Origin of the sequence: Bradyrhizobium sp. STM 3566 (assembly GCF_045571445.1) — a bacterium.
Classification (GTDB): Bacteria; Pseudomonadota; Alphaproteobacteria; order Rhizobiales; family Xanthobacteraceae; genus Bradyrhizobium; species Bradyrhizobium vignae.
This window is the reverse complement of record NZ_CP120692.1, coordinates 4,556,457-4,579,802: the sequence shown is the minus strand read 5'-3', so window position 1 is coordinate 4,579,802 and position 23,346 is coordinate 4,556,457. Positions and strand designations below refer to the sequence as shown.

Genomic DNA, 23,346 nt, shown 5'->3' with positions numbered 1-23,346 from the left:
GATTATGCCGCCGTCCGTTTGGCCTGAGGGGCGGCGAGGACTTCGAGCAGCGCCGTGCCGGTGCGCGCGACGTGGGCGCCGAGCAGGCGGCCGGCGGCTTCGCCGTCGCGTGCCTCCAGTGCAGCCAGGATGTCCGCGTGCTCGTCGACCGAATTGCTCCAGCGCCTGTTCGCGCCGAGCGCGAGATAGCGCGCGCGTTCGGCGCGGGAGATCAGCGTCTCGTGGGCTTCGCGCAGCGGCGTGTTGCGGGCCATGCGGACGATGGTGTTGTGAATCTCGCCGTTGATGGTGAAATAATCGTCGAGCTTGCCGTTGCGGTGATGACCCTCCATGCGGGTCTGAAGCGTACGCAGGCGGGCGAGGTCGCGCTCGGTGGCGCGCTCCGCGGCGAGCTCGGCGGCGAGCCGCTCGATGCCGGCGAGGGCCTCGAACAATTCCGAGATGCCGTCCACTGCGACATCGGCAATGCGCGGGCTGCGGTTGGGACGAAGCTCGATCAATCCTTCAGCCGCCAGCACCTTCATCGCCTCGCGCAAGGGGGTGCGCGACACGCCGAGCTCCTTCGACAGCTTAGTCTCCTGGGTTTGCGAACCCGGCGGCAGCTCGCCGCGAATGATCATCGTCCGCATCCGCGCCGCGGCACGCTCATGCAGGCCCATCCGCTTGAGTTTGGGCGACTTTCGTCCCTTTGACGCTTCCGATTTTGGCTGCACGCGTGCCTCACTTCTCACGTTGGATCTTAGCCGTTTCCGGTCCTTTGGCCTGCCCAAAATATCGACGTATCTCGCTGAAAACAATGTCATAGCGCGCAAATTGTATGCAGCATGCAGAAACTGGATTGCCTTGCGGCGAAGGGCGGCGGATGATCGTTTCCGACGCGCGAGATCCCGCGCATTCGAAACGGAGCAGGTGATGCGGACGAGTTTGCGACTGGGCCTCGTGGTAATGGCGGCGATGCTTGGCGGAAGCGATCTCGCCTCCGCGCAGGCGGCGAAGATCAAGCTCGGCTACGCCAAATGCGCGCACTGCCTGCCGATGTCGCTGATCCCGGGCATTGCCAAGAGCATCGAGGTCGAGGCGACCGGCTTCAACTCGGGCAATGACGTGCTCACCGCCCTGGTCTCGAAGAGCATCGACGTCGCGCAGGTGACCTATCTCCATTACATCACCGCGCTCGACAAAGGTTTCGACGTCGTCGCCGTCTCAGGTCAGATCAATGGCGGCTCGGAATGTCTCTCCTCCGCGAAGCTGAACCTTCCCCCTGAGGACTGGGCGACGTTCAAGACGACCGTTGCGAAGGCGAAGAGCGACGGTCAGCCGCTCAAGGTCGCGGCGTCCCGCGGCAATGCGCAGGACATCCACATGCGCGGCGCGTTCCTCAAGCAGGGCGTCGATCCCAACAAGGACATCCAGTTCATCAACATCCCCAATCCGTCAGATCATCTCGCCGCGCTCCAGCGCGGCGAGGTCGACATGATCTGCTCGGTCGAGCCGTTCGCCTCCCAGATCCGGCTCGCCGGCGCCGGCAAGCATTTTGTGCTGCCGTATGAGCAGGCTGCGGGAAATCTCACGAATCTGATCGTCACGCGTTCGGATGTGATCGCGGGCCAGCGCGCCGGCGTCCAGGCCGTCGTCGGCGCCGTGGTCGAGCTCGACAACAAGCTGATCGCCGACAAGGGGCCGTGGGTCGAGGTCATCAACAAGCTCACCGGCCTCGACAAGAATGTGGCGACCGAGGCGCTGAAGAACGCTTCGCCCGATCCTGCGATCCATCGCTCGCAGACGCTGGCGATCGCCGCGATGATGCGCGACCTCAAATACATCTCGAAGGACGTCTCCGCGGAAGCGGAGAAGAACATGGATTATTCGTTCCTGGAGCAGGCCACCGGAAAGGCCAAGAATGACCTCGGTTACTGATGTCTCTCCCGCAAGGCCGGCGTTTCGGCTGACGCGGGCATTCCAGGGGCTCGAACGCCTCGTCGTACCCGCGCTGCTGATCGCGGGCTGGGAGGCCTTTGCCCGCAGCGGCATGCTTCCGCCGGCGCTGTTGCCGGCGCCGAGCGCGGTGCTGCATGCGCTCGGCGACTGGGTGTTCGGTTTCGACGAGACCACGCAGACCTATTCGGGGCACTGGCTGCGTGACGCGCTCGCCAGCGCGTTTCGCGTGTTCGGCGGCTTTGCGCTGGCAAGTCTGCTCGGCATCCTCGCGGGAGTCGCGATCGGCTGGTCGCGCTTGTTCGAGAAGACGCTGGAGCCCACGCTGCAGATGCTGCGTCCGATCCCGCCGGTGTCCTGGATTCCGCTGGCGATCATCTGGTTCGGCATCGCCGACAAGCCGGCGGTCTTCCTCGTCTTCCTCGGCGCCTTCTTTCCGGTGCTGATGAACTGCATCCACGGCGTCAAGACCGTTGACCACAATCTCGTGCGCGCCGGCGAGATGATGGGCGCCAATAGCCGGCAGATGCTGACCGACATCGTGCTGCCGGCGGCGCTGCCGTCGATCTTTGCGGGCTTGCGCATCGCGGTCGGATCGGCCTGGATGCTGACGGTCACGGCCGAGATGGTCGCGGTGAAGAGCGGCCTCGGCTATGTCTTGTGGGATTCCTATTACTTCCTGCGCTACGACATCGTGCTGGCTGCGATGATCTCGATCGGCCTGCTCGGCTATCTCTCCGACCTCGGACTCAAGGCGATCATGGCGCGCACGCTGCGCTGGCAGCAGACGACCACCGTGCAGGGAAGGGCGGGCTGATGGCGGCAATCGAGCTTCGCAACATCGTCAAGGTGTTCTCCGACAAGCGCCGCGGCCGGGACCTCTTGACGCTGGACAACATCAATCTCGACATCGAGTCCAACGATTTCGTCTGCCTGCTCGGCCCCTCCGGCTGCGGCAAGTCGACACTCCTGAACATCATTGCGGGCTTCGAGCAGGCGACAAGCGGCCGCGCGCTGGTGGACGGCAAGCAGGTGGAGCGGCCCGGCTCGGACCGTGGGGTGGTGTTCCAGCAGCCGACGCTAATGCCGTGGCTGACCGCAATCGACAACATCGCCTTCCATCTCAAGCTCAAGGGGGTCGCCAAGGCCGAGCGCCACGACCACGCCATGGAGTTCATCGATCTCGTCGGCCTCCGCGGCTTCGAGCATCATCATCCTTCCGAAATGTCGGGCGGCATGAACCAGCGCGTCGGCATCGCCCGCGCGCTGCTGATGAACCCGAGCGTGATCCTGATGGACGAGCCGTTCGCGGCGCTGGATGCCCAGACCAAGCTCGAAATGCAGGAGGAGCTGGTCGCGATCTGGCAGAAGCGCCGCTGCACCATCGTGTTCGTCACTCATAGCGTCGACGAGGCCTTGGTGCTCGGCAACAAGATCGTGGTGATGACCAGGCGGCCGGGCCGGATCCGCGAGGCCGTCACTTTCGACCTGCCGCGCCCGCGCGACATCACCGGCCCCGAATTCAACGACGCCAAGCGCCACATCCTGGCTTTGATCCGGGAGGAGTCGACGCGGCTTGCGCAGGCGTCGTAAGGTATCGCCATGCGCAAGCGTCTCGGCATGATCACGCCATCCTCCAACTCGGTGCTGGAGCCCGTCACCAGCGCCATGCTGCATGGCGTGGCTGATGTCACCGCACATTTCTCGCGCTTTCGCGTCACCGAGATTGCGCTCGACGCCGCCGCGCTGAGCCAGTTCGATGCCTCGGTGATGCTGCCGGCCGCGGACCTGCTGACCGATGCCAAGGTCGACGCGATTGCCTGGAATGGCACCTCCGCAAGCTGGCTCGGTATCGGCCGCGACCGGAGCCTGTGCGAGGCGATCACGGCGCGCGCGGGCGTCCCGGCGACAACGTCGACGCTCGCCTGCATCGATGCCGCCCGCTCGCTCGGCGCCAAGCGCGTCGGCCTGGTCTCGCCCTATACGGACGATGTGCAGCGGCGGATCGCCGACGTCTGGGCCGAGGAGGGGATCGCCCCGCACGCCGAGCGGCACCTCGGCCTGCGCGACAATTTCTCCTTTGGAGAGGTCGCGCCGACGACCATTGCGGACATGATTCGCGCCGTGGCGGCGGAGGGAGCAGATGCGATCGTCATCCTCTGCACCAATCTCGACGCTGCGGCGCTTGCGGCCTCGCTGGAACGGGAATTGGACGTCGCTGTGCTCGACTCGGTCGCGGTCACGCTGTGGCGGACCCTCGGTCTTGCCTGCTGCGACATCAGGGCCCTTGCGGGGTGGGGCCGCATATTCCAGACATCCGCGGCCATCAAGTGACGGAGGCGCACGTGACCCAACTCGATCTCGCCATTCGGGGCGGCACCATCGTGACGGCCAGCGACGAGTTCCGCGCCGATATCGGCATTCGCGACGGCCGAATCGTCAGCATCGCCGATCATCTCGAGGGCGCGGCGCAGGAGATCGACGCGACCGGCCTGCTGGCGCTGCCGGGGGGCATCGACAGCCACGTCCACATCTCCCAGCCCTCGGGCCCCGACGTGGTGATGGCCGATGATTTTGCCTCGGCGACACGCGCGGCGGCTGCCGGCGGCAACACCATGGTGCTGCCCTTCGCGCTGCAGGAGAAGGGCACCTCGCTGCGAACCTGTGTCGAGAACTATCGCAAGCTCGCCGAAGGCGAATGCTATATCGATACCGCGTTCCACCTCATCATCTCCGACCCGACCGCGGTCGTGCTCGGGCAGGAGCTGCCGGCCCTGGTCAAGGACGGCTACACCTCCTTCAAGGTGTTCATGACCTATGACGACCTCGTGCTCAGCGACAAGCAGCTGCTCGAGGTGTTCGAGGTCGCGCGCCGCGAGGAGGCGCTGGTCATGGTCCATTGCGAGGGCTATGACGCCATCCGCTTCCTCACCAGCAAGCTGGAGCGCGAAGGCCATATCGCGCCCTATTATCACGGGGTGTCGCGGCCCCAGGCGGTCGAGCGCGAGGCGACGCACCGCGCCATCAGCCATGCCGAGGTGATCGGCGTCCCCATCATGATCGTGCACGTCTCCGGTCGCGAGGCGATGGAGCAGGTGCGCTGGGCGCAGCAGCGCGGCTTGCCGGTGCATGCAGAGACCTGCCCGCAATACATCACGCTGACGGCCGACGACATGAAGGGCCTCAACATGGACATCACGGGCGCGAAATATGTCTGCTCGCCGCCGCCGCGCGATATCGAGAGCCAGCAAGCGATCTGGGAAGGCATCACGTCGGGTGTGTTCCAGACCTTCTCGTCCGACCATTGCCCGTTCCGCTACGACGATCCCAAGGGCAAGCAGACGCCGAACGCCCGCACCTCGTTCCGCTGGGTGCCGAATGGCATCCCCGGTGTCGAGACGCGGCTGCCGATCCTGTTCTCAGAAGGCGTCTCGAAGGGACGCATCACCCTGCAGAAGTTCGTCGAGCTGACCGCGACCAACCATGCAAGGATCTATGGTCTTTATCCGCGCAAGGGCTCGATCGGCGTCGGCTTTGATGCCGATATCGTTCTCTGGGATCCCAAATTGAAGAAGCCCATCCGGCAGGCCGATTTGCATCACGGCTCGGACTACACGCCCTGGGAAGGGTTCGAGGTCACGGGATGGCCGGTGACGACGATCGCCCGCGGAGAGGTGGTCTTCAACAAGGGGCGGATCGTCGGTGCCAAAGGTGCAGGCCAAGTGCTGAGCCGGGGCAAGTCGAGCCTGATCTGATCCGGCTCCACCTGCCGCCAAAGCGGACATCCAGAAGCTCGCGGCCATTGCAGCGAGGCGCTGATGGGTCCTTACGGGCAGCGTCGATCGCTGCTGCGGTCCGGTGGTTGGACCTATCAGCACGAAACGGACATTGCTGATGCCGATGAAGCGCAGGATTTCCCGCAAGTAAGGCGTCGCCATATCGATGCGGCCGCGGTTCATGCCGATGGCAAAATCGGTGCCGCTCTCGGCCCACTTCAGAAGGCTCGACAAGCTGACCACGGCCAAGGCCGCCGTGGAAAGCGCGCTTTCCGGTGTTCACTGAGATCAAGCAGGAAGGTGACTTCGCGCGCGCCTATTGAGATAGTGGCTCTGCGTGGTTTCACCCCGATCGCAGGATCCGCAACATGACTGACGGCTTCACCATCCGCTCGATCGAGGCGTTCTGCTATCGCTATCCACTGGCGACGCCGGTTGTGACGTCGTTCGGCAAGATGCTCAACCGTCCCGCCGTCTTTGTTCGCGCTGTCGATGAAGACGGCGTCGAGGGGTGGGGTGAATCCTGGTCCAACTTTCCGGCGCCCGGCGCGGAGCATCGCGCCCGGCTCGTCAACGAGGTGCTTGCGCCCGGCCTTGTCGGTCGCAAATTCGGCGGTCCCGCTCAGGCTTTCGAGACCTTGACCAAGGGCACCGAGGTGCTGGCGCTTCAATGCGGCGAACCGGGACCATTTGCGCAGGCGATCGCCGGTATCGACCTCGCGCTGTGGGACCTCTCCGCACGCCGCCAGCGTTCGCCGCTCTGGCGGCTTCTGGGCGCGCAGTCCGATACGATCAAGGTCTATGCCAGCGGCATCAATCCCGGCGGTGCGGCACAGACAGCGGAGGCCGCGCTCGCGCGCGGTCATCGTGCGCTGAAGCTGAAGGTCGGCTTCGGCATCGAGACCGACCTTGCCAATTTGGCCGCGCTGCGCGGACTTGTCGGCGCCGGCATGCTTGCCAGCGATGCCAATCAGGGCTGGTCAACGGCTCAGGCGCTTCAGATGCTGCCGCGGCTTGCCGAATTCGATCTGCGCTGGTTGGAGGAGCCGATCCGCGCCGATCGCCCGCGCGAGGAGTGGCGCAGGCTGCATGCCGCGGCGAAGATGCCGATCGCCGGCGGCGAGAACATTTCGAGCGTCGAAGCCTTCAACGACGTTCTGTCGGAAGGCGTGCTTGGCGTGGTTCAGCCCGATATTGCGAAATGGGGCGGCCTCAGCCTCTGTGCCGGTCTGGCTCGCGACATCCTGGAGGCGGGAAAGACGTTTTGTCCGCACTATCTCGGCGGTGGTCTCGGCCTGCTTGCATCCGCGCATCTTCTCGCCGGTATCGGAGGTGATGGCTGGCTGGAAGTCGATGCCAACGATAACCCACTGCGCGATCTGTTCTGTGGCTCGATCGTCAACGTGAGGGAAGGAACCGTTCAGCTGGGCGAAGACCCCGGGCTCGGAATAGTGCCCGATCTTGCCTCGATCGAGCGCTATCGCAGCATCTAGACCAGAAGTGACAGGACCTGCTGGCTTTCGGCCGCAATTTGCGGTGTGCACCGCGATCAAGAAAGATCGCATCGCAGCCGAGGAGAGCAGAATCCGGTCGCCTTGCAACGACTCAAACGAGAGCCGCAGCTCCCGGTGTTCGCTGATGAAGCAAGCGGCAGCATCGCGGCGCGCCAACACTTCTTTCAAGGACACACCTCCGCATTCTCGCGGCGCCTTCCGCCCGAGCTTTGCTTCGTCGGTTCACCCTCTGAAAGCCAAGAGCAACTGTGGCGAAGTAGCCCGGCGATCGGCCGGCCTCAAGGCTGGCGCTGGCGCGCCCCCGCCTGCGGCGGCTGACGGCCTTGACCCCGTCCGCTCACCGGTCTGTTGGCTTTGCATGCGCTCGGCCGAGGTCCGAGCGCGAGATAGGCGCGCTCGTCAGGCCACCCTGTATTTCTTCGGATCCCACGTCTCGCCGCGCGCGATCATGGTGTTGAGGATGATGATCAGCTTGCGCATGCAGGCGACGATCGCGACCTTTGGCGGCTTGCCCTTGGCAATCAGCCGTTCGTAGAAGGCCTTGAACACCGGATTGTTCAGCGTTGCGGCACCGACACAGGGCATGTAGAGGGCATTTCGCACCCAGCGGCGGCCACCCTTGATGCAGCGTTCACCTCGACGTTTGCCGCTATCGTCGTCATAAGGAGCAACGCCCATCAACGCGGCGGCAACTTCGTCGCTCACCTGCCCCAGCTCCGGTAGTCCTCCAAGCAGCGCCATTGCGGTCCCCTCAGCAAAGCCTGGTACGCTCTGGATGATCTCGGCACGTTTGGCAAAGTCCGGCGTTGTCTTGATCGTCGCCGCGATCGCGGTCTCGAGCGCGGCGATTTCGTCAGCCAGCTTCTTAAGAAGACGCGCGCGAGCCTCTGAACAAGGGCCGGCGCCTCATGCTCCTTCTGCATTTCCAGGCGAGCCCTGACGTCAAGCAGGCCTTGGCGTCCCTTCACCAGTGCCTTCATCTCCTCGTGAGCGGGATTGTCGACTTGGCTGGGAGCCTCGCCGAATGTCTCGGCGAACCAGGAGATCATCTCCGCGTCGATCTTGTCATTTTTCGCAAGGCGTCCCGCCGATTCCGCAAAGTGGCGAACCCGTTTGGGATCGACGATCCGTACTTCCAGCCCTGCTTGGCGCAACGCCTTGGCCCATACCCGCTCGTAGCCGCCGCTTGCCTCCATCACTGCCTTGCCGACCTGATGCTTGCGAAGCCATGCAATCAAGCTCCGTCGCCCCGCCGCGGTTGTTGGGCAAGTCTTCCGCTCCGTTACGGTCCGAATGCACGCATCAATCTTGTCTTTAGCGACATCGATGCCGACGACAACCAGATCGTCTTGTGTCATCATCCACTCCCTTCCTTGCCTGGTACGGGCTCGCAGCCCTTGCAACTGTTCGGGTTCAGGAAGACACCGGAGCTGTCCCTTGCTCTTTAGCAGGCTCTGTCGCCTTTGGGCGCAACGGGCTCAGTTCCGGCAACGGGCGGTTCTGATCCAACCGCCCGTTGCCACATTCTGGCAGATTTCGGGGACACAAGGGCGCAGGGAGCTGTCTCGAAGCAGGTTGCGAGGCAGCACCGACCGCACAGATGCGACGAATCCGAACGGAGGCGGCCATCGTCAGATTTCGGACAACGAGGGGGCTACTTGCGCCTCCGAACTGCTTCATTGAACATTTCAGTAAAAGCCGTTTGCTAAACACGCGGCTATGGCCGACCTTCCGGCTCTCCTGTTGTTCGGATGGGCTGGATTGCTCCTGCCGGGCGACATCGGCGGTCGCATTCGGCAAGATTTTGCGGAATTTTCGCTGCAACTGCGAACATCCCGCTTGCGCGCGAACACTGTAAGTCTTTTCGCCAGGCTCGCGACAAACGGGGCTTGACGATCTCCAGAATTTAGTAATACGTTTAGTTCTGTAAAAAAACTAAACATCACGCATCGGGCCGATGTGTGGGAGGAGCCCAAGCCATTCCGGAGCCGTCTCCGGAAGCGGTCCGTCTCGTCCTTCACTCATCGCTCCTCAAACTCGGTTTCAGGGTCTCGGCGTCGTTCCGGCAGGAAGCGCCGAGCGGATTGGATGCTTCAACGAGAGAGGAAACGGATATGCGGACATTCAGTTGGTTGAGAAGCTCGGCGGCCACCACCGTTCTCGGAGCGGCGCTGCTGGGGGGATTTGGCGGAGGCGAAGCTGCGGCCCAAGGTAAGCAGCTCACGCTGTGCTGGGCGGCATGGGATCCCGCCAATGCGCTGGTCGAACTCGGCAAGGACTTCACGAAACAATCCGGCATCGAGATGAAATACGAGTTCGTCCCATGGACGAGCTATGCCGATCGCTTCCTCAATGAGCTCAACTCCCACGGCAAGCTCTGCGACCTGATCATCGGCGACAGCCAGTGGATCGGCGGAGCCGCCGAGAACAAGTGGTACGTCAAGCTCAACGATTTCTTCGACAAGGAGAAGATATCGATGGACGACTTCGTTCCGGCGACGGTTGTCGGCTATTCGCAGTGGCCGAAGAACTCGCCGAACTATTGGGCGCTGCCGGCCATGGCCGATGCGGTCGGCTGGACTTATCGCAAGGACTGGTTCTCGCGGCCCGAAATTCAATCCGCGTTCAAGGCCAAGTACGGCCGCGACCTGGCGCCGCCGAAGACCTATGACGAGCTGAAGCAGGTCGCCGAGTTCTTCCAGGGCCGCGAGATCGACGGCAAAAAGGTCTACGGCGCCTACATCTTCACCGAGCGCGGCTCCGAAGGCATCACCATGGGCGTGACCAACGTGCTCTACAATTACGGCTTCAGCTACGACAATCCCAAGAAGCCGTACCAAATGCAGGGCGTCGTCAATTCGGCCGAGGCGGCCAAGGGGCTCGAGTTCTACAAGGAGCTCTACAAGTGCTGCACCGCGCCGGGCATGACCAACGCCTACATGCAGGAGGGGCTCGACGCCTTCAAGTCCGGCCAGGTGGCGATGCAGATGAACTGGTTCGCATTCTTCCCCGGCCTGTACAAGGATCCGAATGTCGGCGGCGACAGAATAGGCTTCTTCGTCAATCCGGCCGGTCCAGGCGGACACTTCACCCAGCTTGGCGGGCAGGGGATCTCGGTGGTCGCGACCTCCGACCGCAAGGACGACGCGCTGGCCTACATCAAATGGTTCGCGCAGCCCGCCGTGCAGCAGAAATGGTGGCAGCTCGGCGGCTACTCGGCTCTCAAGGCGGTCGTCGACGCGCCCGACTTCCCGAAGAGCGCAGCGTTCGCACCGCAATTCCTGGAGTCGATGGGCATCGTCAAGGACTTCTGGGCCGAGCCATCCTACGCGCAACTGCTGCTCGACATGCAGAAGCGGGTGCATGACTACGTCGTTGCCGACAAGGGCACGGCGCAGCAAGCGCTCGATCTCCTCGTCAAGGACTGGACCAAGGTCTTCAAGGAACAGGGCAAGCAGGTCGCGTCGCAATAGACTCGGGTTCTCGCATCAACTGAACTGGTTTCCCCGGGGAGGTGCCTCGGGGAAGCCGAACCAGCCAACCGATGGACAAGATGACGACGATCTTTCAACCTGATCATGCTACGATCGCCGGCGTGAGTGAGCCCGCCAAATCGCGCGCCAAGCGGCGTGTCCGCGGCCTGTCGGACCGGACCATCGCCTGGCTGTTCGTTGCGCCGACGATCGGGCTGCTGCTCGCGATCAATATCTTTCCGCTGATCTGGATGATCCGGCTGTCGTTCACCAGCCTCAATCTCAGCATGTCCTATCTGCCGCTGCGGTTCGTCGGGCTCGACAATTTCACCGACATTCTCGGCGACGAGGACATCTGGTTCCGCCTGCAGACCACGGCGCAATTCGTGATCTGGTCAGTGACGCTGCAGGTGATCATCGGGTTTGGCCTCGCGCTGCTCATCAACCGCCAGTTCCGCGGCCACAGCTTCTGGACCACGATCATCCTGCTGCCGATGATGCTGTCGCCGGCGGTGGTCGGCAACTTCTGGACACTGCTGTTGCAGCCGCAGATCGGTCCGTTCAACTACCTGATCAGCCTGTTCACGGGTGTGCCGCCGAGCTCGTTCAGCATGACCGGGCAGGTCTCGCTCGCACCCTGGACCATCGTGCTGGTCGACACCTGGATGTGGGCTCCGTACGTCATGCTGATCTGCCTCGCCGGGCTTCGCTCCATTCCCGACTACATCTATGAGGCGGCCGAAGTCGATCGCGCCTCAGCCTGGCGGCAGTTCTGGTCGATCACGCTGCCGATGACGGTTCCATTCCTGATGCTCGCCGTGCTTTTCCGCGCGATCGAGAACTTCAAGATGTTCGACATGGTCAATCTGTTGACGTCCGGAGGCCCCGGCTCGACCACCGAGCTCGTGTCGATCACGCTGAAGCGCGCCGCGTTCGAGAAATGGCGCACCGGGTATTCCTCCGCGCTCGCCATCATCCTGTTCGTGACCGTGTTCGGTGCCGCCAACATCTACGTCAAAGCGCTCAACAAGGTGAAGCAACGATGACCGCCGTCCTCACCAAGTCCACCGCTCACTCCATCGTGGAGGCCTCGCCGCGCGCGAAGGCCGTGGCCGGCGGCCTCGTGATCCTCTACACCGTGATCACGATCCTGCCGCTGCTCTGGATCGTCGCCACCGCATTCAAGTCGCAGAGTGACGCCATCGCCTATCCGCCGAAGGTGATCTTCCAGCCGACCCTCGAGGGTTACGTGAACCTCTTTACCGTACGTACCCGCCAGACACCGGATTTCATCGCCAAGCTGCCGCCGCCGGACACGTGGTACGACAAGCTCGTGCGCCAGCGCGACATGGTCATTGCCGGACCGTCGAAGGTCGTGCCGCGCTTCGTCAACTCGCTGATCATCGGGTTCGGCTCGACCTTCCTGGCCGTCTTTCTCGGCACGCTCGCAGCCTACGCCTTCTCGCGCTTCCGCATTCCCCTGGCAGACGATCTTCTATTCTTCATCCTGTCGACGCGCATGATGCCGCCCGTTGCCGTGGCGATCCCCATCTATCTGATGTACCGGCAGCTCAACCTGACCGACACCAGGCTCGGAATGATCCTGCTCTATACCGCCGTGAACGTCTCGCTCGCGGTCTGGCTGCTCAAGGGGTTCATCGACGAGATCCCGCGCGAATACGAGGAGGCCGCCCTCGTCGACGGCTACACGCGGCTCCAGGCCCTGCGCAAGGTCGTGTTGCCGCAGGCCGTCACGGGGATCGCCGCAACCGCAATCTTCTGTCTGATCTTCTCGTGGAACGAGTACGCGTTCGCGGTTCTCCTGACGAGCGGCGAGGCACAGACCATGCCGCCCTTCATTCCCTTCATCATCGGCGAGGGCGGGCAGGACTGGCCGGCGGTTGCTGCCGCGACCACACTGTTCGTCGTGCCGATCGTCCTGTTCACCGTGTTGTTGCGCAAGCACTTGTTGCGCGGCATCACCTTCGGAGCTGTGCGCAAATGAGCGGTTCTGCGGTTGGAAAAAGCGGAATGTCTCGCTGGTTGCTGCGTGGGCCTTGGGAGGCCGGCGCGATGACCCTGATCGGGGGCGGCATCGTCATGCTGGTGCAGCCGTGGTCGATCGATCTGTACAGCTATTCCTTCGCGACCATCCTCGCCGGCACGGTTGGCTACGTCATCGTCAGCCATTTTCCGGAATAGGGCGGCAGCCATGGCACAAATCCGCGTCGAAAACCTGCGCAAGTCGTTCGATCAGTTCACGGCCGTTGAAGGCTCGAACTTCACCATCGACGACGGCACCTTTTTTGCGATGCTCGGGCCCTCCGGCTGCGGCAAGACAACCACGCTGCGCATGATCGCTGGCCTCGAGTTGCCAACCGAGGGCAAGATCCTGCTCGACGGCGAGGACGTGACCTTCCGCCGCGCCGCCGCCCGCGATATCGCCTTCGTCTTCCAGCTCTTTGCGCTCTATCCACACATGAATGTAGCGGGCAACATTGGCTTTCCCCTGAAGTGCCAGGGCATGGGGCGGCGCGAGATTCGCGAGCGGGTGCAGGAAACCGCGCGGCTGCTGCGGATCGAGCATCTCCTGTCGAGCAAGACGTCGAAGCTCTCGGGCGGCGACCGGCAGCGCGTCGCGCTTGGCCGCGCCATGGTGAGGCGGCCGAAGGCCTTCCTGATGGATGAGCCGCTCGGGGCGCTCGATGCCGAGTTTCGGCATCTGATGTGCGGCGAGCTTCGCGACTTGCACGAGCGCATCGGTGCGACCACTGTTTACGTGACGCACGACCAGCTCGAAGCGATGTCGATGGCGGATCAGATCGCGGTCATGAACAAGGGACGGGTCGAGCAGATCGGCTCGCCGCAAGAAGTCTATGACCGGCCCGCCAGCATGTTCGTGGCCGATTTCATCGGCTCGCCGCCGATGAATTTCCTGCGGTTTGAAAGCGGCTTGCGGTCGGGGGATCGGACTGTCGCCTTTCATAGCGTCAGCGTCGACGTCCCGGAGATCCGCGAGGATCGTGCGAGCGCACCGCTGGCGCTCGGGATACGTCCTGAGCACATCCGCTTTGCCGACGAGGCTCCCGTCCGCGGCGAAGTGTTCGGTGCCGAATATCTCGGCACCACGCAGATCGTCACCGTCGACACGCCGCACGGACGCCTTGCGGCGCGGCTGCCCTCCAGCGCGTCGGTGCGGATCGGCGAGACGGTGGGTCTTGAATTCCACTCCGAGCGGCTGGCGCTGTTCGATGTCGCCAGCGGTCTCGCTGTTCGAACCGCCAATGAGGGGAGGGTGCGCCATGGCTGACGTCGCGTTGCGCAACATTAGCAAGCGTTTCGGCGCGGCCGAGGCGGTCCGCGAGCTTTCGCTGGCGGTGAACGATGGAGAGTTCCTGGTCCTGCTCGGGCCGAGCGGCGCGGGCAAAACCACGACGTTGCGGCTGATCACGGGGCTCGAGACCCCCGACACCGGCTCGGTCATGATCGACGGCCGCGACGTGACGCGTGATCCGCCGGGATCACGCGATATCGCCTTCGTCTTCCAGCAATATTCGCTGTATCCGCACCTCACGGTCTATGACAATCTGGCATTTCCGTTGCGCTCTCCCGCACGGCGCGTGCCGGAGCCGATCATCCGCAAGCGCGTCGAACGGACTGCGGAGCTGTTGCACATCGCAAGCAAGCTGAACAACCGTGCAACCCGTCTGTCCGGAGGCGAAATGCAGCGGGTGGCGATCGGCCGCGCGCTGGTTCGCGATCCCTCGATCTACCTGATGGACGAGCCGCTCTCATCGCTGGATGCGAAGCTGCGTGCGGAGCTTCGTCTCGAACTCAAGCGGATCCAGCTCGAGCTTGGCGCGACCATTCTGTACGTGACCCACGATCAGGTCGAGGCCATGACGATGGCTTCCAGGATCGGCGTGATCAGGGACGGCCAGCTCCTTCAGTGCGGTACGCCGCGGGAGATCTACGAGAGTCCTTCATCGAGCTATGTCGCCTCGCGCCTCGGCACGCCTCAGATCAACTTCCTTCCGGCCCGTCTGTTGTCAGACGTGCCGGTGCCGCCGGGGACGGAGACCATTGGTATCCGAACCGAGCATCTGCAAATTGCCGCGCGCAACGGCGGACGAATGGTCGGGCGTGTGCACCGCGTCGAGCACCTCGGCGAGCAGAATCACGTCCACCTGGACTACAAGGGCGAGATGCTGGTGACGCTTGCGGATCCGCGCCGGCCGCTTCAGTCCGGCCAGGAGGTCGAACTACACCTGCTGCATCCGCTCTGTTTCGATCGCGCGGGGCAACGCATCCCTGCGATGGTTCACTAGAGGATCCGTTCGATGTCGCTGCAACCCGAGACATTCAAGTCGCTGGTCAAGATGGCCGCAGAGCAGGTCATCGCGAGCGCGCCGGAACTCACGACCCTGGATCAAGCGATCGGCGACGGCGACCATGGAACGAACATGAAGCGCGGCTTTGAGGCCGTGCTCGGCAAGCTCGATGCCATTTCGGCGCAGCCGCTGGACGAGGGGCTGAAGATGATCGGCAAGACGCTGGTGATGACCGTCGGAGGCGCCTCCGGGCCGCTTTACGGCAGTTTCTTTCTTGGCGCGGGCGAAGCACTTTCGCACGACAAGCACCTGCCGGACGATCTCGCGGACGTCTTTGGCAGCGGCGTGAATGCGGTGAGCGCGCGGGGGCGCTCGCAGGCCGGCGAGAAGACAATGCTCGACGTGCTTGTTCCCGTCCTGGAAACGTTGAGGACGGCGGCCGGTCAGCCGGATCTGATCGCGCGGGTCCGAGCCACTGCTGCCGAAGCAGTCGAGCGGACTGCACCGATGCAGGCCACCAAGGGGCGAGCGTCGTTCCTCGGGCCGCGCAGCGTCGGACACGTCGATCCCGGCGCACGTTCGAGCTGCATACTCGTGCAGGCGGTCTGCGCGAGCCTGGAGGGACAGCAATGACCGACACTGTGGGTATCGTGATCGTCTCGCATTCGAAGGATATCGCCAAGGGCACCGCCGACATGGTGCGGCAGATGGTCGGCAGCGAGGTCAAGGTGGCCTTCTGCGGCGGCAATCCCGACGGCGGGCTCGGCACGAGCGTCTCCCTGATCATCGATGCCATCAACGATGCCTGGTCGGCGAAGGGCGTCGCGATCCTCGTCGATCTCGGCGGCGCAGAGACCAACAGCGAAATGGCAGTCGAAATGCTGGAGCCCGCACGGCGCGAGCTCGTTGTCGTATGCAACGCGCCGATCGTCGAGGGCGCCGTGATGGCGGCGACCGAGGCGGCGGGCGGCAGCTCACTGGCCCAGGTGAAGGCCGTGGCCGAGGAACTCTCTGCCGACTGACGCGTCGGCGAAGCGATGATGGAAGATGAGCATGCTGGACAGAGCGGACGGACAGACATTCATCGGCAATGTACGGCTGGTGCACGCGGTGGGCATGCATGCACGCCCGGCGGTCAAGCTCACAAAGCTTGCCAAGAAGTTCGAGGCGCAGATTTTCGTTCGGGTGGCGGGCGCGGCCGAGTGGATCAATGCCAAGAGTGTGGCCAAGATCATGGCCATGCGTGCGGCGCACGGCAGCACGATCGAGATCAAGGCATCCGGCAGTGACGCCGAGGCCGCCGTCGCGGCGCTGGTCGACCTGATCGCAACTGATTTTCCGGACGGAGCTTCGTAGCATGCAGGGAGGCGCGACAGGACTGGCCTACCGCGGCAGAACCGCCTCGATCGGCTTTGCCCATGGCCCGTTCGTCCGCGTCGATGCGGGCACGAACGGCGAGCGCGTCGCGGGTACCTTGGTCGAAGAGGCACTCGCGCTGCGCAGTGCGATAGACGTGGCGAGCGGGCAGATTGCGGAGCTTGCCACGATCGCCGGAGGCGAAGCCGCGCAAATTCTCGAATTCCAGGTCGCATTGTTGGAGGATGAAGATTTCATCGAAGCGATCTTCGCGTCGATCGGGGAGGGGAGTTCTGCGGACGTCGCGTGGCGTTCGGCGCTCGATGAGCAGATTGCCGATTACAATTCGGCAGAGGACGAATATCTGAAGGCGCGCTCGTCGGATCTCGCTGACCTGCGCGACCGCGTGATCAACATTCTGCGGGGAGGCGAAGGCCAGGTCCTGAAGATTCCGAACGGCGCCGTCGTCTGCGCCGACGATCTGCCGCCCTCGCGATTCCTTGAGATCGACTGGTCCAGCGGCGGCGGTCTGGCGCTCCTGCGCGGCAGCCCCACGAGCCACGTCGCCATGCTGGCGCGGGCACGGGGGATCCCCATGGTCGTGCAACTCGGCGCCATTCCGGAGATCGGAGCCACGGCGCTGCTCGACGGCGAAAGTGCGATGCTCGAGCTCGATCCAAATGCGGAGCAGGTCCGGCTGTTCGAGAAGCGGCGCGAGAACCATCGCAAGAGCAGGGCGTCTGCGCGCGCAATCCTGCGGCGGCCGACGGCTTCGTGGCGGGGCGAGCGGATCAAGCTGTTCATCAATATCCAGCGCGTCGACGATCTCGATCACGCCGACGCACAATACGCAGATGGCATCGGCCTGATGCGCACCGAATTTCTGCTCACCGAGCGGGGGCGCCTGCCCGACGAGGAGGCCCAGTTCGCAGCCTACGATGCGGTGTTGCGTTGGGCCGACCGGCGTCCAGTCACCATTCGTACATTTGACGCCGGTGGCGACAAGCCGGTGCCCGGCTTCACGCTGGACGGCGAAGCCAATCCCTTCCTGGGGGTTCGCGGCTTGCGGCTTTGCCTGGCCCGGCCCGACGTCTTTACCGTTCAACTTCGCGCGCTCGCGCGTGCCGCCGTGCGCGGAAACCTCAAGGTCATGTTTCCGATGGTCACATCGGCGGACGAGCTCGAAGCAGGGCGGAAGCTGTTCGCTGAAATCGTGCAGCGCTTGCAGGTGGACGGCATTGACGCGATGCTCCCCGAGCTGGGAATCATGGTCGAAGTCCCGGCGGCGGCCCTTGCGATTGCGAGCTTCAAGGCTTCCTTCTTCTCGATCGGCTCGAACGATCTCGCGCAATATGTCCTTGCCTGCGATCGTTCCAATGGAGCTCTCGCCCCCTTGATGGATCCACTACATCCGGCCTTGCTCGAACTGATCGCACGGACCGCGGAGCACGGGCGGCGCGCCGGCATCAGCGTGAGCCTGTGCGGCGACATGGCCAGCGACCCGCGCTGCCTTCCCGCATTGTTGAATTGCGGCTTGCGGGAGCTGTCCGTGAATGCATCGGCGCTCGCACAGATCAAGCGGACGATCGACCGGCTGAGCAACGGAGGCGGGCTTGGCTGACACGGCGATCGATGAACCGGCAGAAGCCGGCGCTGTTGCGGTCTACAAGCGCATCTTCAAGGAAGTGCTGGAGAGCCGCCCGTCGGGCATGCGGCTGCGTCTGGCGCATGCCATCGGGAAGAACCGCAGCTTCGTCAGCCAGATCAGCAACCCCGCCTATCCGGTGCCGATACCCGTGCAGCACCTCAATACGATCTTCGATGTCTGCCACTTCCCGCCGCAGGCGAAGGCCGCCTTCCTTCGTGCCTATGCGCGCGCCCATCCGCGCCGGATCGGCCGGCTGACGGAGGGATCGCATGAGCGGAGCTTGACGCTGCATTTGCCGGATCTCGGCAGCGCCAAGCGGAACGCCGAACTCGATGCGCTGCTCCAGGATTTTGCGCGGCGCTTGATTGCCATCATGCGGGAAAAATAGCGTGAGGCCAGGGGAGAAAACGGGGAGGAGACAATGAAGAAGTTCATCAATTCGGTCGACGGCGTGCTCGCAGAGAGTCTCGACGGGCTTGCTGGTGCGCATGCCCATCTCGTCGCGCTCGGGCCGGAGCGGAAATTCGTGCGACGTCGTGAGCTGAACCCGAAGAAGGTCGCACTCGTGTCCGGTGGCGGCAGCGGGCATGAGCCGCTGCATGCGGGCTTCGTCGGCTATGGCATGCTCGATGCCGCCTGTCCGGGGCAGGTCTTCACGTCGCCAACGCCGGACCAGATCGTCGAGGCCGCGCAGGCGGTTTCTGGTGAAGCCGGCGTGCTGTTCATCGTGAAGAACTATGCGGGGGACCGCATGAATTTCGAGATGGCGGCCGAGATCGCCGAGGGCCGCACGGCGACGATCGTGACGGACGATGACGTCGCGGTCGAGAACTCCACCCACAGCATCGGACGCCGCGGCGTGGCCGGCACGCTGATCGTCGAGAAGATCGTCGGCGCGGCTGCCGAGAAGGGTGCTGACCTGAAAAGTTGCGTTGCGCTCGGTGAGCGCGTCAATGCGCGGACGCGATCGATGGGCGTGGCGTTGACGAGCTGCACGGTCCCGGCCGCGGGCACGCCGACCTTTTCGCTTCGGGAGGACGAGATGGAGATGGGGGTCGGCATTCACGGTGAACCGGGGCGCCGCCGCGTCAAGCTGGAGCAGGCCGATGCGATCGCAGACGAGATGACAACGGCCATCGCGCAGGATCTCGACGCGCGCGGTGGGGGCGAGGCCATCCTGCTCGTCAACGGATTTGGCGGGACGCCGACGATCGAGCTCTATCTGATGTACAATGCTGCGCGGCGGATGCTCGAGAAGCGCGGCTTGCGCATCGCTCGCTCGCTGGTCGGCAGCTTCGTCACCTCGCTGGACATGGCCGGGTGCTCGCTCACCGTGAGCCTGCTCGATAGTGAGACCGCGGCGCTGTGGGACCATCCCGTGCGTACGCCCGCGTTGAAATGGTGACCGCGGCTGGGAACGACTGCTGATTTTTTTTCCGATCGCGCTCCGGCGGACGATCGGTCCGGGGGCTACGCCTCACGCACGTATCGGAATTTTCCGGTTCCCCTCCCTGAAACTTGCCGTGTCCCTCGGACACGGCTTCTTTTATGTGGCGTCAGACGGCTATTTCCCTGTCCGTCGCACGCCTCTGGTCCGACGAGCCCATTATGTGCCGCCGTCGGATTGGCCGGGTGTGTGATGCAAGTTCATCACGTCCCTCTGCGACGTTGGAGTGGATGGGGCTTACCCTCGCGGCGAAGCCGTCGCGCGGGCCGGTTTGGCAGCAAATTTGGTAGCAAAGGACTGCCCAAAAACTGGCTAGATAATCGAACCATCTCTAAAAAACCGAACGAAACCAGTATAGATACGTCGCCGTGTCCTCCCAGGATTGGATCGACAGAGAATCTTAAGTGATTGAAAATCATTGGAAATTTAGCTGTGCCCCGATGATGGACTGGACCGACCGGCATTGCCGGGTGTTCCATCGGCAACTGACGCGGCGGGGGTTGCTCTATACGGAGATGCTGACCACGGGCGCAATCATCCATGGCGACCAGGAGCGGCTGCTAGGGTTCGACGCGTGCGAGCATCCGGTGGCGCTTCAGCTTGGCGGGTCTGATCCCAAGGAGCTGGCGCAGGCCGCGCGGATTGGCGAGGCGTTCGGCTATGACGAGATCAACCTCAATGTCGGTTGCCCCTCCGATCGCGTGAAGGACGGCCGTTTCGGCGCCTGCCTCATGGCGGAGCCGGAGCTCGTGGCGAGATGCGTTGATGCCATGAAGCACGTGGTCTCCGTTCCCGTCACGGTGAAGTGCCGTATCGGGATCGACGACCAGGATCCGGAGGTCGCGCTCGATGCGCTCGCGCGTGCGGTGGTGGCGTCCGGCTGCGATGCGCTGATCGTGCACGCGCGCAAGGCTTGGCTCAACGGCTTGTCGCCGAAGGAGAACCGCGACATCCCGCCGCTCGATTATGATCGCGTCTATCGGCTCAAGCGCGCGATGCCTGGTGTGCCCGTCATCATCAATGGCGGCGTTCGGAGCATTGACGAGGCAAATGCGCATCTTGCCCATGTTGACGGCGTGATGCTCGGCCGCGCCGCCTATCAGGAGCCATGGCGGCTGCTCAGCGTCGATGCCGACATCTTCGGCGAGGCGGCACCGCACGCCTCCATGCAGGACGCGCTCGAGGCGATGATGCCCTACATCGAAGGGCAGCTGGCGCGCGGCGCCCGGCTGCACGCCATTACGCGGCATTTCGTCGGCGCATTCCATGCCGTGCCCGGCGCACGGGCGTTCCGCCGCCATCTTGCCGAGCAAGGAGTGAAGCCGGGTGCCGGTCTCGACGTGCTGCGCGATGCGATCGCGCGCGTCGGTGCAAGCGCGCCGGCCGAGGCGGCGGCGTAGCCGCCCCTTGCTAGTCGACCGCCGTGCGGGAGCGGCGAGGGCTGCTCTGGAGCTCCGGATATCCTGTCAGCATCAGCGTATCCGCGCGCACGCCCCAGCTTTGCAGGCGATCCAGGAAGCTCATGCCGAGCAGATTGGTCTTCATCTGGCCGCGTTGCACCACGAGGGCCGGCACCGACTTCTCGACCAGCTTGCCGACGGCGAGACGGTCGAGCGTGAGCCGGGCCGCCTTGGTGTGACCGCCCGCGGTCTCGAGGTCGACATCGTATTCCAGCATTTCGAGCGGCAGCCCGATCGCCTTTGCGGTTTCCCAGGTCAGCACCACCGACGTCGCGCCGGTATCGATCACCATCGGTGCGGTGACGCCATTGATCTTCGCGCGCAGCGTGAATTCGCCGCCCTGGCTGCGCGGGATCTGGACGGCCGGTGCCGGGGAGGCGGCCTGTGCGCGAAAAATGTGCGAGACCTTGTGGCTGGCTCGCGCGATCTGGTCGGGATCGCCATAGGCGACGACGGCACCTGCCGTGCCGGCGAGCATGATCAGAACGAGCAGGAGGCGGATCATCGCGCGCCTCCGAATGTACGCAGGCGGATCAGGTGCGTTTCGGCGACGCCGCAATCGGCATAAGTCCAGCCTCCGCCATGCGCGCCGGCAAGAGGGCCATGATCGCGAGCCGGTCCACGCTCTCCATTGTGTGCCAGCGCGCGATCTCGGGCAAGGTCCGGCCGCAGCCGAAGCACAGTTTGGTCTTGGGATCGATCATGCAGACGGCGACGCACGGCGTTTCTTTGCTCATACGGACATAGTGAGGGATAATCGGGCATGTCGGCAAGCATCTGGTTAGGAACCTGTGCCGGCGCTCATGATCGGCTTGTGGCGCGGCCGGCGTTTCTCGTCCGGCAGGACGGAACTCTCCGGCTGGAGAGGCGGAGAATCATCCGACAGCGGCGCCAGCGCGCTCATCACGCGCTCCGGCGGGAAGGTGACGATTACCTCGGTGCCGATGCGCAGCTTCGATTTCAGCGTGAACGTGCCGCCATGCAGGTCGATCAGATTCTTGGCGATCGGCAGGCCGAGGCCGGCGCCCTGTTCAGCTGACTTGATCGAATTGGAGCCTTGGCCGAAGGATGCGAGCACCACCGGGATCTCGTCCTCGGGGATGCCGGAGCCGGTATCCTTCACCGAGAGATATTGCCCGCCCGAGGCGGTCCATCCCGCCTTGAGCCAGATCTCGCCGCCTTGCGGGGTGAACTTGATCGCGTTGGAGAGCAGATTGAGCACGACCTGGCGGATCGCGCGCTCATCGGCCCAAAGCCGCGGCATGGCCTGCTCGAACACTTCGTGGATGGTGATACCGCGGCTCGAAGCACGCAGTTTCATCAAATGATGGCAGTCTGCGACGATACCGACCAGCGACACCGCTTCCTCGTTGAGTTCGTAGCGGCCGGCCTCGATCCGCGACAGATCGAGGATCTCGTTGATGAGGTTCAGCAGGTGCACGCCGGAATTATGGATGTCCGCCGAGTACTCCTTGTAAACCGGCACCGCATGCGCGCCGAAAATTTCGCTCTTCATCACCTCGGAGAAGCCGAGAATGGCGTTCAGCGGCGTGCGCAGCTCGTGGCTCATCTGCGCGAGGAAGCGCGACTTGGCGACATTGGCGGCTTCGGCGCGGTGGCGGGCTTCGTCCGAGATTGCCTTGGCCTGTTCCAACTCGCCGATCAGCGCATCCTTCTCTGCGCGCGCTTCCAGCGTGGCAAAGGTGGAGGAGTGCAGGCGGTGCGCCAGCAGGACGAAATAGCCTTCGGCCGCGAGCGCGAGTGCCGCCAGGATGTAATTGTCCAGCGAGCCGGTCATCACGAAGCTCAGCGCCATCGCGACGGCGACCGGCGCGGTGGCGGCAACGGCGGCGATCGGCAGATTGGCAGCGAGCATGCTCGATACTGCGATCACCAGCAGCATCAGGAACATCATCAACGTTTCCGTGACCATGTCGAGCACGGGATGGATCAGGATCGCCATCCAGCACAGGCCATAGAGCAGGTCGAGCATGACAAAGCGCGTCCGCCATGCGCGCGTCGCGGAGGGCGAGGCGGGCTCGGTCAGGAAGCGCCGACAACTGCGGATCATGGCGCTGTGGATGCAAAGCATGCCGGCGGTCCAGGCCGCGGCCGGGATCGGCTGCATCCACAGCCCGAACAGCATGCCGGTCGCCACCACCAGCAGCATCACGACATAGGAGGCAGACAGTCGCGTCTGGGCGTATTGCCGCAGCATCTCGGCGTCGAAGGCCGGCCGGGTTCCACTGGTCGACGTTAACTTGTCGCGTGCCTCGCGCACCCGCTGCGCCGCAGCCCTTCGGCTGCTCGCCGATGGCGCGCTCACCGGCTCGGCCGGAAGCTGCACAACCTCGGGCTTTTCAGCGGGGTTACTCATCAAGCAACACGATTCCTGCCCACGCCGGA

The 23,346-nt window shown here is 63.9% G+C and carries 25 protein-coding genes and 1 pseudogene; 19 read left to right on the top strand and 7 right to left on the bottom strand.

The features are described 5' to 3' along the window. Nucleotides 1-2 precede the first annotated feature (2 nt). On the bottom strand, nucleotides 3-620 hold the full coding sequence (locus P6U27_RS22205) for a GntR family transcriptional regulator (protein WP_407192605.1): 618 nt from the start codon (nucleotides 618-620) through the stop codon (nucleotides 3-5). Between the two features lie 292 nt (nucleotides 621-912). On the opposite strand from P6U27_RS22205, the gene P6U27_RS22200 reads away from it, so the two are divergent. The 5 genes from P6U27_RS22200 to hydA are packed head-to-tail and all read left to right on the top strand — an operon-like array spanning nucleotide 913 to nucleotide 5,690. Further along, entirely contained in the window at nucleotides 913-1,917 is a 1,005-nt protein-coding gene (locus tag P6U27_RS22200) for an ABC transporter substrate-binding protein (protein ID WP_407192604.1), read from the top strand. After that, nucleotides 1,901-2,752 carry an ABC transporter permease gene (locus P6U27_RS22195; RefSeq protein WP_407192603.1) on the top strand — a complete coding sequence of 284 codons (852 nt, stop codon included), beginning with the start codon at nucleotides 1,901-1,903 and terminating at the stop codon, nucleotides 2,750-2,752. The genes P6U27_RS22200 and P6U27_RS22195 overlap by 17 nt, the downstream gene beginning before the upstream one ends. Further along, entirely contained in the window at nucleotides 2,752-3,528 is a 777-nt protein-coding gene (locus P6U27_RS22190; RefSeq protein WP_407192602.1) for an ABC transporter ATP-binding protein, read from the top strand. The genes P6U27_RS22195 and P6U27_RS22190 overlap by 1 nt, the downstream gene beginning before the upstream one ends. A 9-nt stretch (nucleotides 3,529-3,537) precedes the next feature. Further along, complete coding sequence (locus P6U27_RS22185; protein WP_407192601.1) at nucleotides 3,538-4,269, top strand: aspartate/glutamate racemase family protein; 732 nt, start codon at nucleotides 3,538-3,540, stop codon at nucleotides 4,267-4,269. 11 nt (nucleotides 4,270-4,280) lie between these two features. Beyond that, entirely contained in the window at nucleotides 4,281-5,690 is a 1,410-nt protein-coding gene (hydA, locus tag P6U27_RS22180; RefSeq protein WP_407192600.1) for a dihydropyrimidinase, read from the top strand. Nucleotides 5,691-5,723: 33 nt separating this feature from the next. Here hydA and P6U27_RS22175 read toward each other — a convergent pair. After that, nucleotides 5,724-5,918: pseudogene (locus P6U27_RS22175) on the bottom strand (FMN-dependent NADH-azoreductase); the annotation flags it as partial. A 161-nt stretch (nucleotides 5,919-6,079) separates the two neighbouring features. Between P6U27_RS22175 and P6U27_RS22170 the strand changes: the two are divergent. Then, nucleotides 6,080-7,204, top strand: a complete 1,125-nt coding sequence (locus P6U27_RS22170) for a mandelate racemase/muconate lactonizing enzyme family protein (protein WP_407192599.1) — start codon at nucleotides 6,080-6,082, stop codon at nucleotides 7,202-7,204. Nucleotides 7,205-7,624: 420 nt separating this feature from the next. Here P6U27_RS22170 and P6U27_RS22165 read toward each other — a convergent pair whose 3' ends face one another. Next, nucleotides 7,625-7,966, bottom strand: a complete 342-nt coding sequence (locus P6U27_RS22165) for a transposase (RefSeq protein ID WP_244608010.1) — start codon at nucleotides 7,964-7,966, stop codon at nucleotides 7,625-7,627. Continuing rightward, nucleotides 7,927-8,583 (bottom strand): transposase, encoded by a 657-nt coding sequence (locus tag P6U27_RS22160; RefSeq protein ID WP_407194453.1) that lies wholly within the window; start codon nucleotides 8,581-8,583, stop codon nucleotides 7,927-7,929. Before P6U27_RS22160 ends, P6U27_RS22165 begins: the two co-directional genes overlap by 40 nt. A 756-nt stretch (nucleotides 8,584-9,339) precedes the next feature. Here P6U27_RS22160 and P6U27_RS22155 point away from each other — a divergent pair. The 13 genes from P6U27_RS22155 (at nucleotide 9,340) to dusA (ending at nucleotide 20,880) form a co-directional block, all read left to right on the top strand. Then, nucleotides 9,340-10,698 (top strand): ABC transporter substrate-binding protein, encoded by a 1,359-nt coding sequence (locus P6U27_RS22155; RefSeq protein WP_129143093.1) that lies wholly within the window; start codon nucleotides 9,340-9,342, stop codon nucleotides 10,696-10,698. A 71-nt stretch (nucleotides 10,699-10,769) separates the two neighbouring features. Next, entirely contained in the window at nucleotides 10,770-11,744 is a 975-nt protein-coding gene (locus P6U27_RS22150; protein WP_407192598.1) for a carbohydrate ABC transporter permease, read from the top strand. Then, on the top strand, nucleotides 11,741-12,703 hold the full coding sequence (locus tag P6U27_RS22145; protein WP_407192597.1) for a carbohydrate ABC transporter permease: 963 nt from the start codon (nucleotides 11,741-11,743) through the stop codon (nucleotides 12,701-12,703). Before P6U27_RS22150 ends, P6U27_RS22145 begins: the two co-directional genes overlap by 4 nt. Further along, nucleotides 12,700-12,900, top strand: a complete 201-nt coding sequence (locus P6U27_RS22140; RefSeq protein WP_407192596.1) for a hypothetical protein — start codon at nucleotides 12,700-12,702, stop codon at nucleotides 12,898-12,900. Before P6U27_RS22145 ends, P6U27_RS22140 begins: the two co-directional genes overlap by 4 nt. Before the next feature lie 10 nt (nucleotides 12,901-12,910). Next, complete coding sequence (locus P6U27_RS22135) at nucleotides 12,911-14,008, top strand: ABC transporter ATP-binding protein (protein WP_407192595.1); 1,098 nt, start codon at nucleotides 12,911-12,913, stop codon at nucleotides 14,006-14,008. Further along, complete coding sequence (locus P6U27_RS22130; protein WP_407192594.1) at nucleotides 14,001-15,026, top strand: ABC transporter ATP-binding protein; 1,026 nt, start codon at nucleotides 14,001-14,003, stop codon at nucleotides 15,024-15,026. Before P6U27_RS22135 ends, P6U27_RS22130 begins: the two co-directional genes overlap by 8 nt. A gap of 12 nt (nucleotides 15,027-15,038) precedes the next feature. After that, nucleotides 15,039-15,662 carry a dihydroxyacetone kinase subunit DhaL gene (gene dhaL / locus P6U27_RS22125; protein WP_122403886.1) on the top strand — a complete coding sequence of 208 codons (624 nt, stop codon included), beginning with the start codon at nucleotides 15,039-15,041 and terminating at the stop codon, nucleotides 15,660-15,662. Continuing rightward, a complete protein-coding gene (dhaM, locus tag P6U27_RS22120; protein ID WP_129143098.1) occupies nucleotides 15,659-16,051 on the top strand; it encodes a dihydroxyacetone kinase phosphoryl donor subunit DhaM in 393 nt (130 codons plus the stop codon). Before dhaL ends, dhaM begins: the two co-directional genes overlap by 4 nt. Before the next feature lie 25 nt (nucleotides 16,052-16,076). Beyond that, nucleotides 16,077-16,385 (top strand): HPr family phosphocarrier protein, encoded by a 309-nt coding sequence (locus P6U27_RS22115; RefSeq protein WP_129143099.1) that lies wholly within the window; start codon nucleotides 16,077-16,079, stop codon nucleotides 16,383-16,385. 1 nt (nucleotide 16,386) lies between these two features. Next, on the top strand, nucleotides 16,387-18,006 hold the full coding sequence (gene ptsP / locus P6U27_RS22110) for a phosphoenolpyruvate--protein phosphotransferase (RefSeq protein ID WP_407192593.1): 1,620 nt from the start codon (nucleotides 16,387-16,389) through the stop codon (nucleotides 18,004-18,006). After that, complete coding sequence (locus tag P6U27_RS22105; protein WP_122403882.1) at nucleotides 17,999-18,421, top strand: hypothetical protein; 423 nt, start codon at nucleotides 17,999-18,001, stop codon at nucleotides 18,419-18,421. The genes ptsP and P6U27_RS22105 overlap by 8 nt, the downstream gene beginning before the upstream one ends. Nucleotides 18,422-18,454: 33 nt before the next feature. Continuing rightward, a complete protein-coding gene (gene dhaK, locus P6U27_RS22100) occupies nucleotides 18,455-19,438 on the top strand; it encodes a dihydroxyacetone kinase subunit DhaK (protein WP_407192592.1) in 984 nt (327 codons plus the stop codon). A 482-nt stretch (nucleotides 19,439-19,920) separates the two neighbouring features. Next, nucleotides 19,921-20,880, top strand: coding sequence for a tRNA dihydrouridine(20/20a) synthase DusA (gene dusA / locus P6U27_RS22095; RefSeq protein WP_407192591.1), 960 nt, complete (start codon nucleotides 19,921-19,923; stop codon nucleotides 20,878-20,880). Between the two features lie 10 nt (nucleotides 20,881-20,890). On the opposite strand, the gene P6U27_RS22090 is transcribed toward dusA, so the two are convergent. The 3 genes from P6U27_RS22090 to P6U27_RS22080 are packed head-to-tail and all read right to left on the bottom strand — an operon-like array spanning nucleotide 20,891 to nucleotide 23,317. Beyond that, nucleotides 20,891-21,445 carry a TIGR02281 family clan AA aspartic protease gene (locus tag P6U27_RS22090; protein ID WP_122403879.1) on the bottom strand — a complete coding sequence of 185 codons (555 nt, stop codon included), beginning with the start codon at nucleotides 21,443-21,445 and terminating at the stop codon, nucleotides 20,891-20,893. Between the two features lie 28 nt (nucleotides 21,446-21,473). Beyond that, nucleotides 21,474-21,677 carry a DUF1289 domain-containing protein gene (locus P6U27_RS22085; protein ID WP_407192590.1) on the bottom strand — a complete coding sequence of 68 codons (204 nt, stop codon included), beginning with the start codon at nucleotides 21,675-21,677 and terminating at the stop codon, nucleotides 21,474-21,476. 44 nt (nucleotides 21,678-21,721) lie between these two features. Next, on the bottom strand, nucleotides 21,722-23,317 hold the full coding sequence (locus P6U27_RS22080) for a HAMP domain-containing sensor histidine kinase (RefSeq protein WP_164936831.1): 1,596 nt from the start codon (nucleotides 23,315-23,317) through the stop codon (nucleotides 21,722-21,724). Nucleotides 23,318-23,346: the final 29 nt, after the last annotated feature.

Bases quoted from the DNA above. Each gene is read 5' to 3' on its own strand.
- P6U27_RS22205 (WP_407192605.1), bottom strand. From the start codon at position 620: ATGATCATTCGCGGCGAGCTGCCGCCGGGTTCGCAAACCCAGGAGACT.
- P6U27_RS22190 (WP_407192602.1), top strand. From the start codon at position 2,752: ATGGCGGCAATCGAGCTTCGCAACATCGTCAAGGTGTTCTCCGACAAG.
- dhaL (WP_122403886.1), top strand. From the start codon at position 15,039: ATGTCGCTGCAACCCGAGACATTCAAGTCGCTGGTCAAGATGGCCGCA.
- P6U27_RS22185 (WP_407192601.1), top strand. From the start codon at position 3,538: ATGCGCAAGCGTCTCGGCATGATCACGCCATCCTCCAACTCGGTGCTG.
- P6U27_RS22140 (WP_407192596.1), top strand. From the start codon at position 12,700: ATGAGCGGTTCTGCGGTTGGAAAAAGCGGAATGTCTCGCTGGTTGCTG.
- dhaK (WP_407192592.1), top strand. From the start codon at position 18,455: ATGAAGAAGTTCATCAATTCGGTCGACGGCGTGCTCGCAGAGAGTCTC.
- P6U27_RS22155 (WP_129143093.1), top strand. From the start codon at position 9,340: ATGCGGACATTCAGTTGGTTGAGAAGCTCGGCGGCCACCACCGTTCTC.
- P6U27_RS22080 (WP_164936831.1), bottom strand. From the start codon at position 23,317: ATGAGTAACCCCGCTGAAAAGCCCGAGGTTGTGCAGCTTCCGGCCGAG.
- P6U27_RS22085 (WP_407192590.1), bottom strand. From the start codon at position 21,677: ATGAGCAAAGAAACGCCGTGCGTCGCCGTCTGCATGATCGATCCCAAG.
- dhaM (WP_129143098.1), top strand. From the start codon at position 15,659: ATGACCGACACTGTGGGTATCGTGATCGTCTCGCATTCGAAGGATATC.
- dusA (WP_407192591.1), top strand. From the start codon at position 19,921: ATGATGGACTGGACCGACCGGCATTGCCGGGTGTTCCATCGGCAACTG.
- P6U27_RS22090 (WP_122403879.1), bottom strand. From the start codon at position 21,445: ATGATCCGCCTCCTGCTCGTTCTGATCATGCTCGCCGGCACGGCAGGT.
- P6U27_RS22135 (WP_407192595.1), top strand. From the start codon at position 12,911: ATGGCACAAATCCGCGTCGAAAACCTGCGCAAGTCGTTCGATCAGTTC.
- ptsP (WP_407192593.1), top strand. From the start codon at position 16,387: ATGCAGGGAGGCGCGACAGGACTGGCCTACCGCGGCAGAACCGCCTCG.
- P6U27_RS22130 (WP_407192594.1), top strand. From the start codon at position 14,001: ATGGCTGACGTCGCGTTGCGCAACATTAGCAAGCGTTTCGGCGCGGCC.
- P6U27_RS22115 (WP_129143099.1), top strand. From the start codon at position 16,077: ATGAGCATGCTGGACAGAGCGGACGGACAGACATTCATCGGCAATGTA.
- P6U27_RS22200 (WP_407192604.1), top strand. From the start codon at position 913: ATGCGGACGAGTTTGCGACTGGGCCTCGTGGTAATGGCGGCGATGCTT.
- P6U27_RS22195 (WP_407192603.1), top strand. From the start codon at position 1,901: ATGACCTCGGTTACTGATGTCTCTCCCGCAAGGCCGGCGTTTCGGCTG.
- P6U27_RS22165 (WP_244608010.1), bottom strand. From the start codon at position 7,966: ATGGCGCTGCTTGGAGGACTACCGGAGCTGGGGCAGGTGAGCGACGAA.
- P6U27_RS22150 (WP_407192598.1), top strand. From the start codon at position 10,770: ATGGACAAGATGACGACGATCTTTCAACCTGATCATGCTACGATCGCC.
- P6U27_RS22145 (WP_407192597.1), top strand. From the start codon at position 11,741: ATGACCGCCGTCCTCACCAAGTCCACCGCTCACTCCATCGTGGAGGCC.
- P6U27_RS22170 (WP_407192599.1), top strand. From the start codon at position 6,080: ATGACTGACGGCTTCACCATCCGCTCGATCGAGGCGTTCTGCTATCGC.
- P6U27_RS22160 (WP_407194453.1), bottom strand. From the start codon at position 8,583: ATGACACAAGACGATCTGGTTGTCGTCGGCATCGATGTCGCTAAAGAC.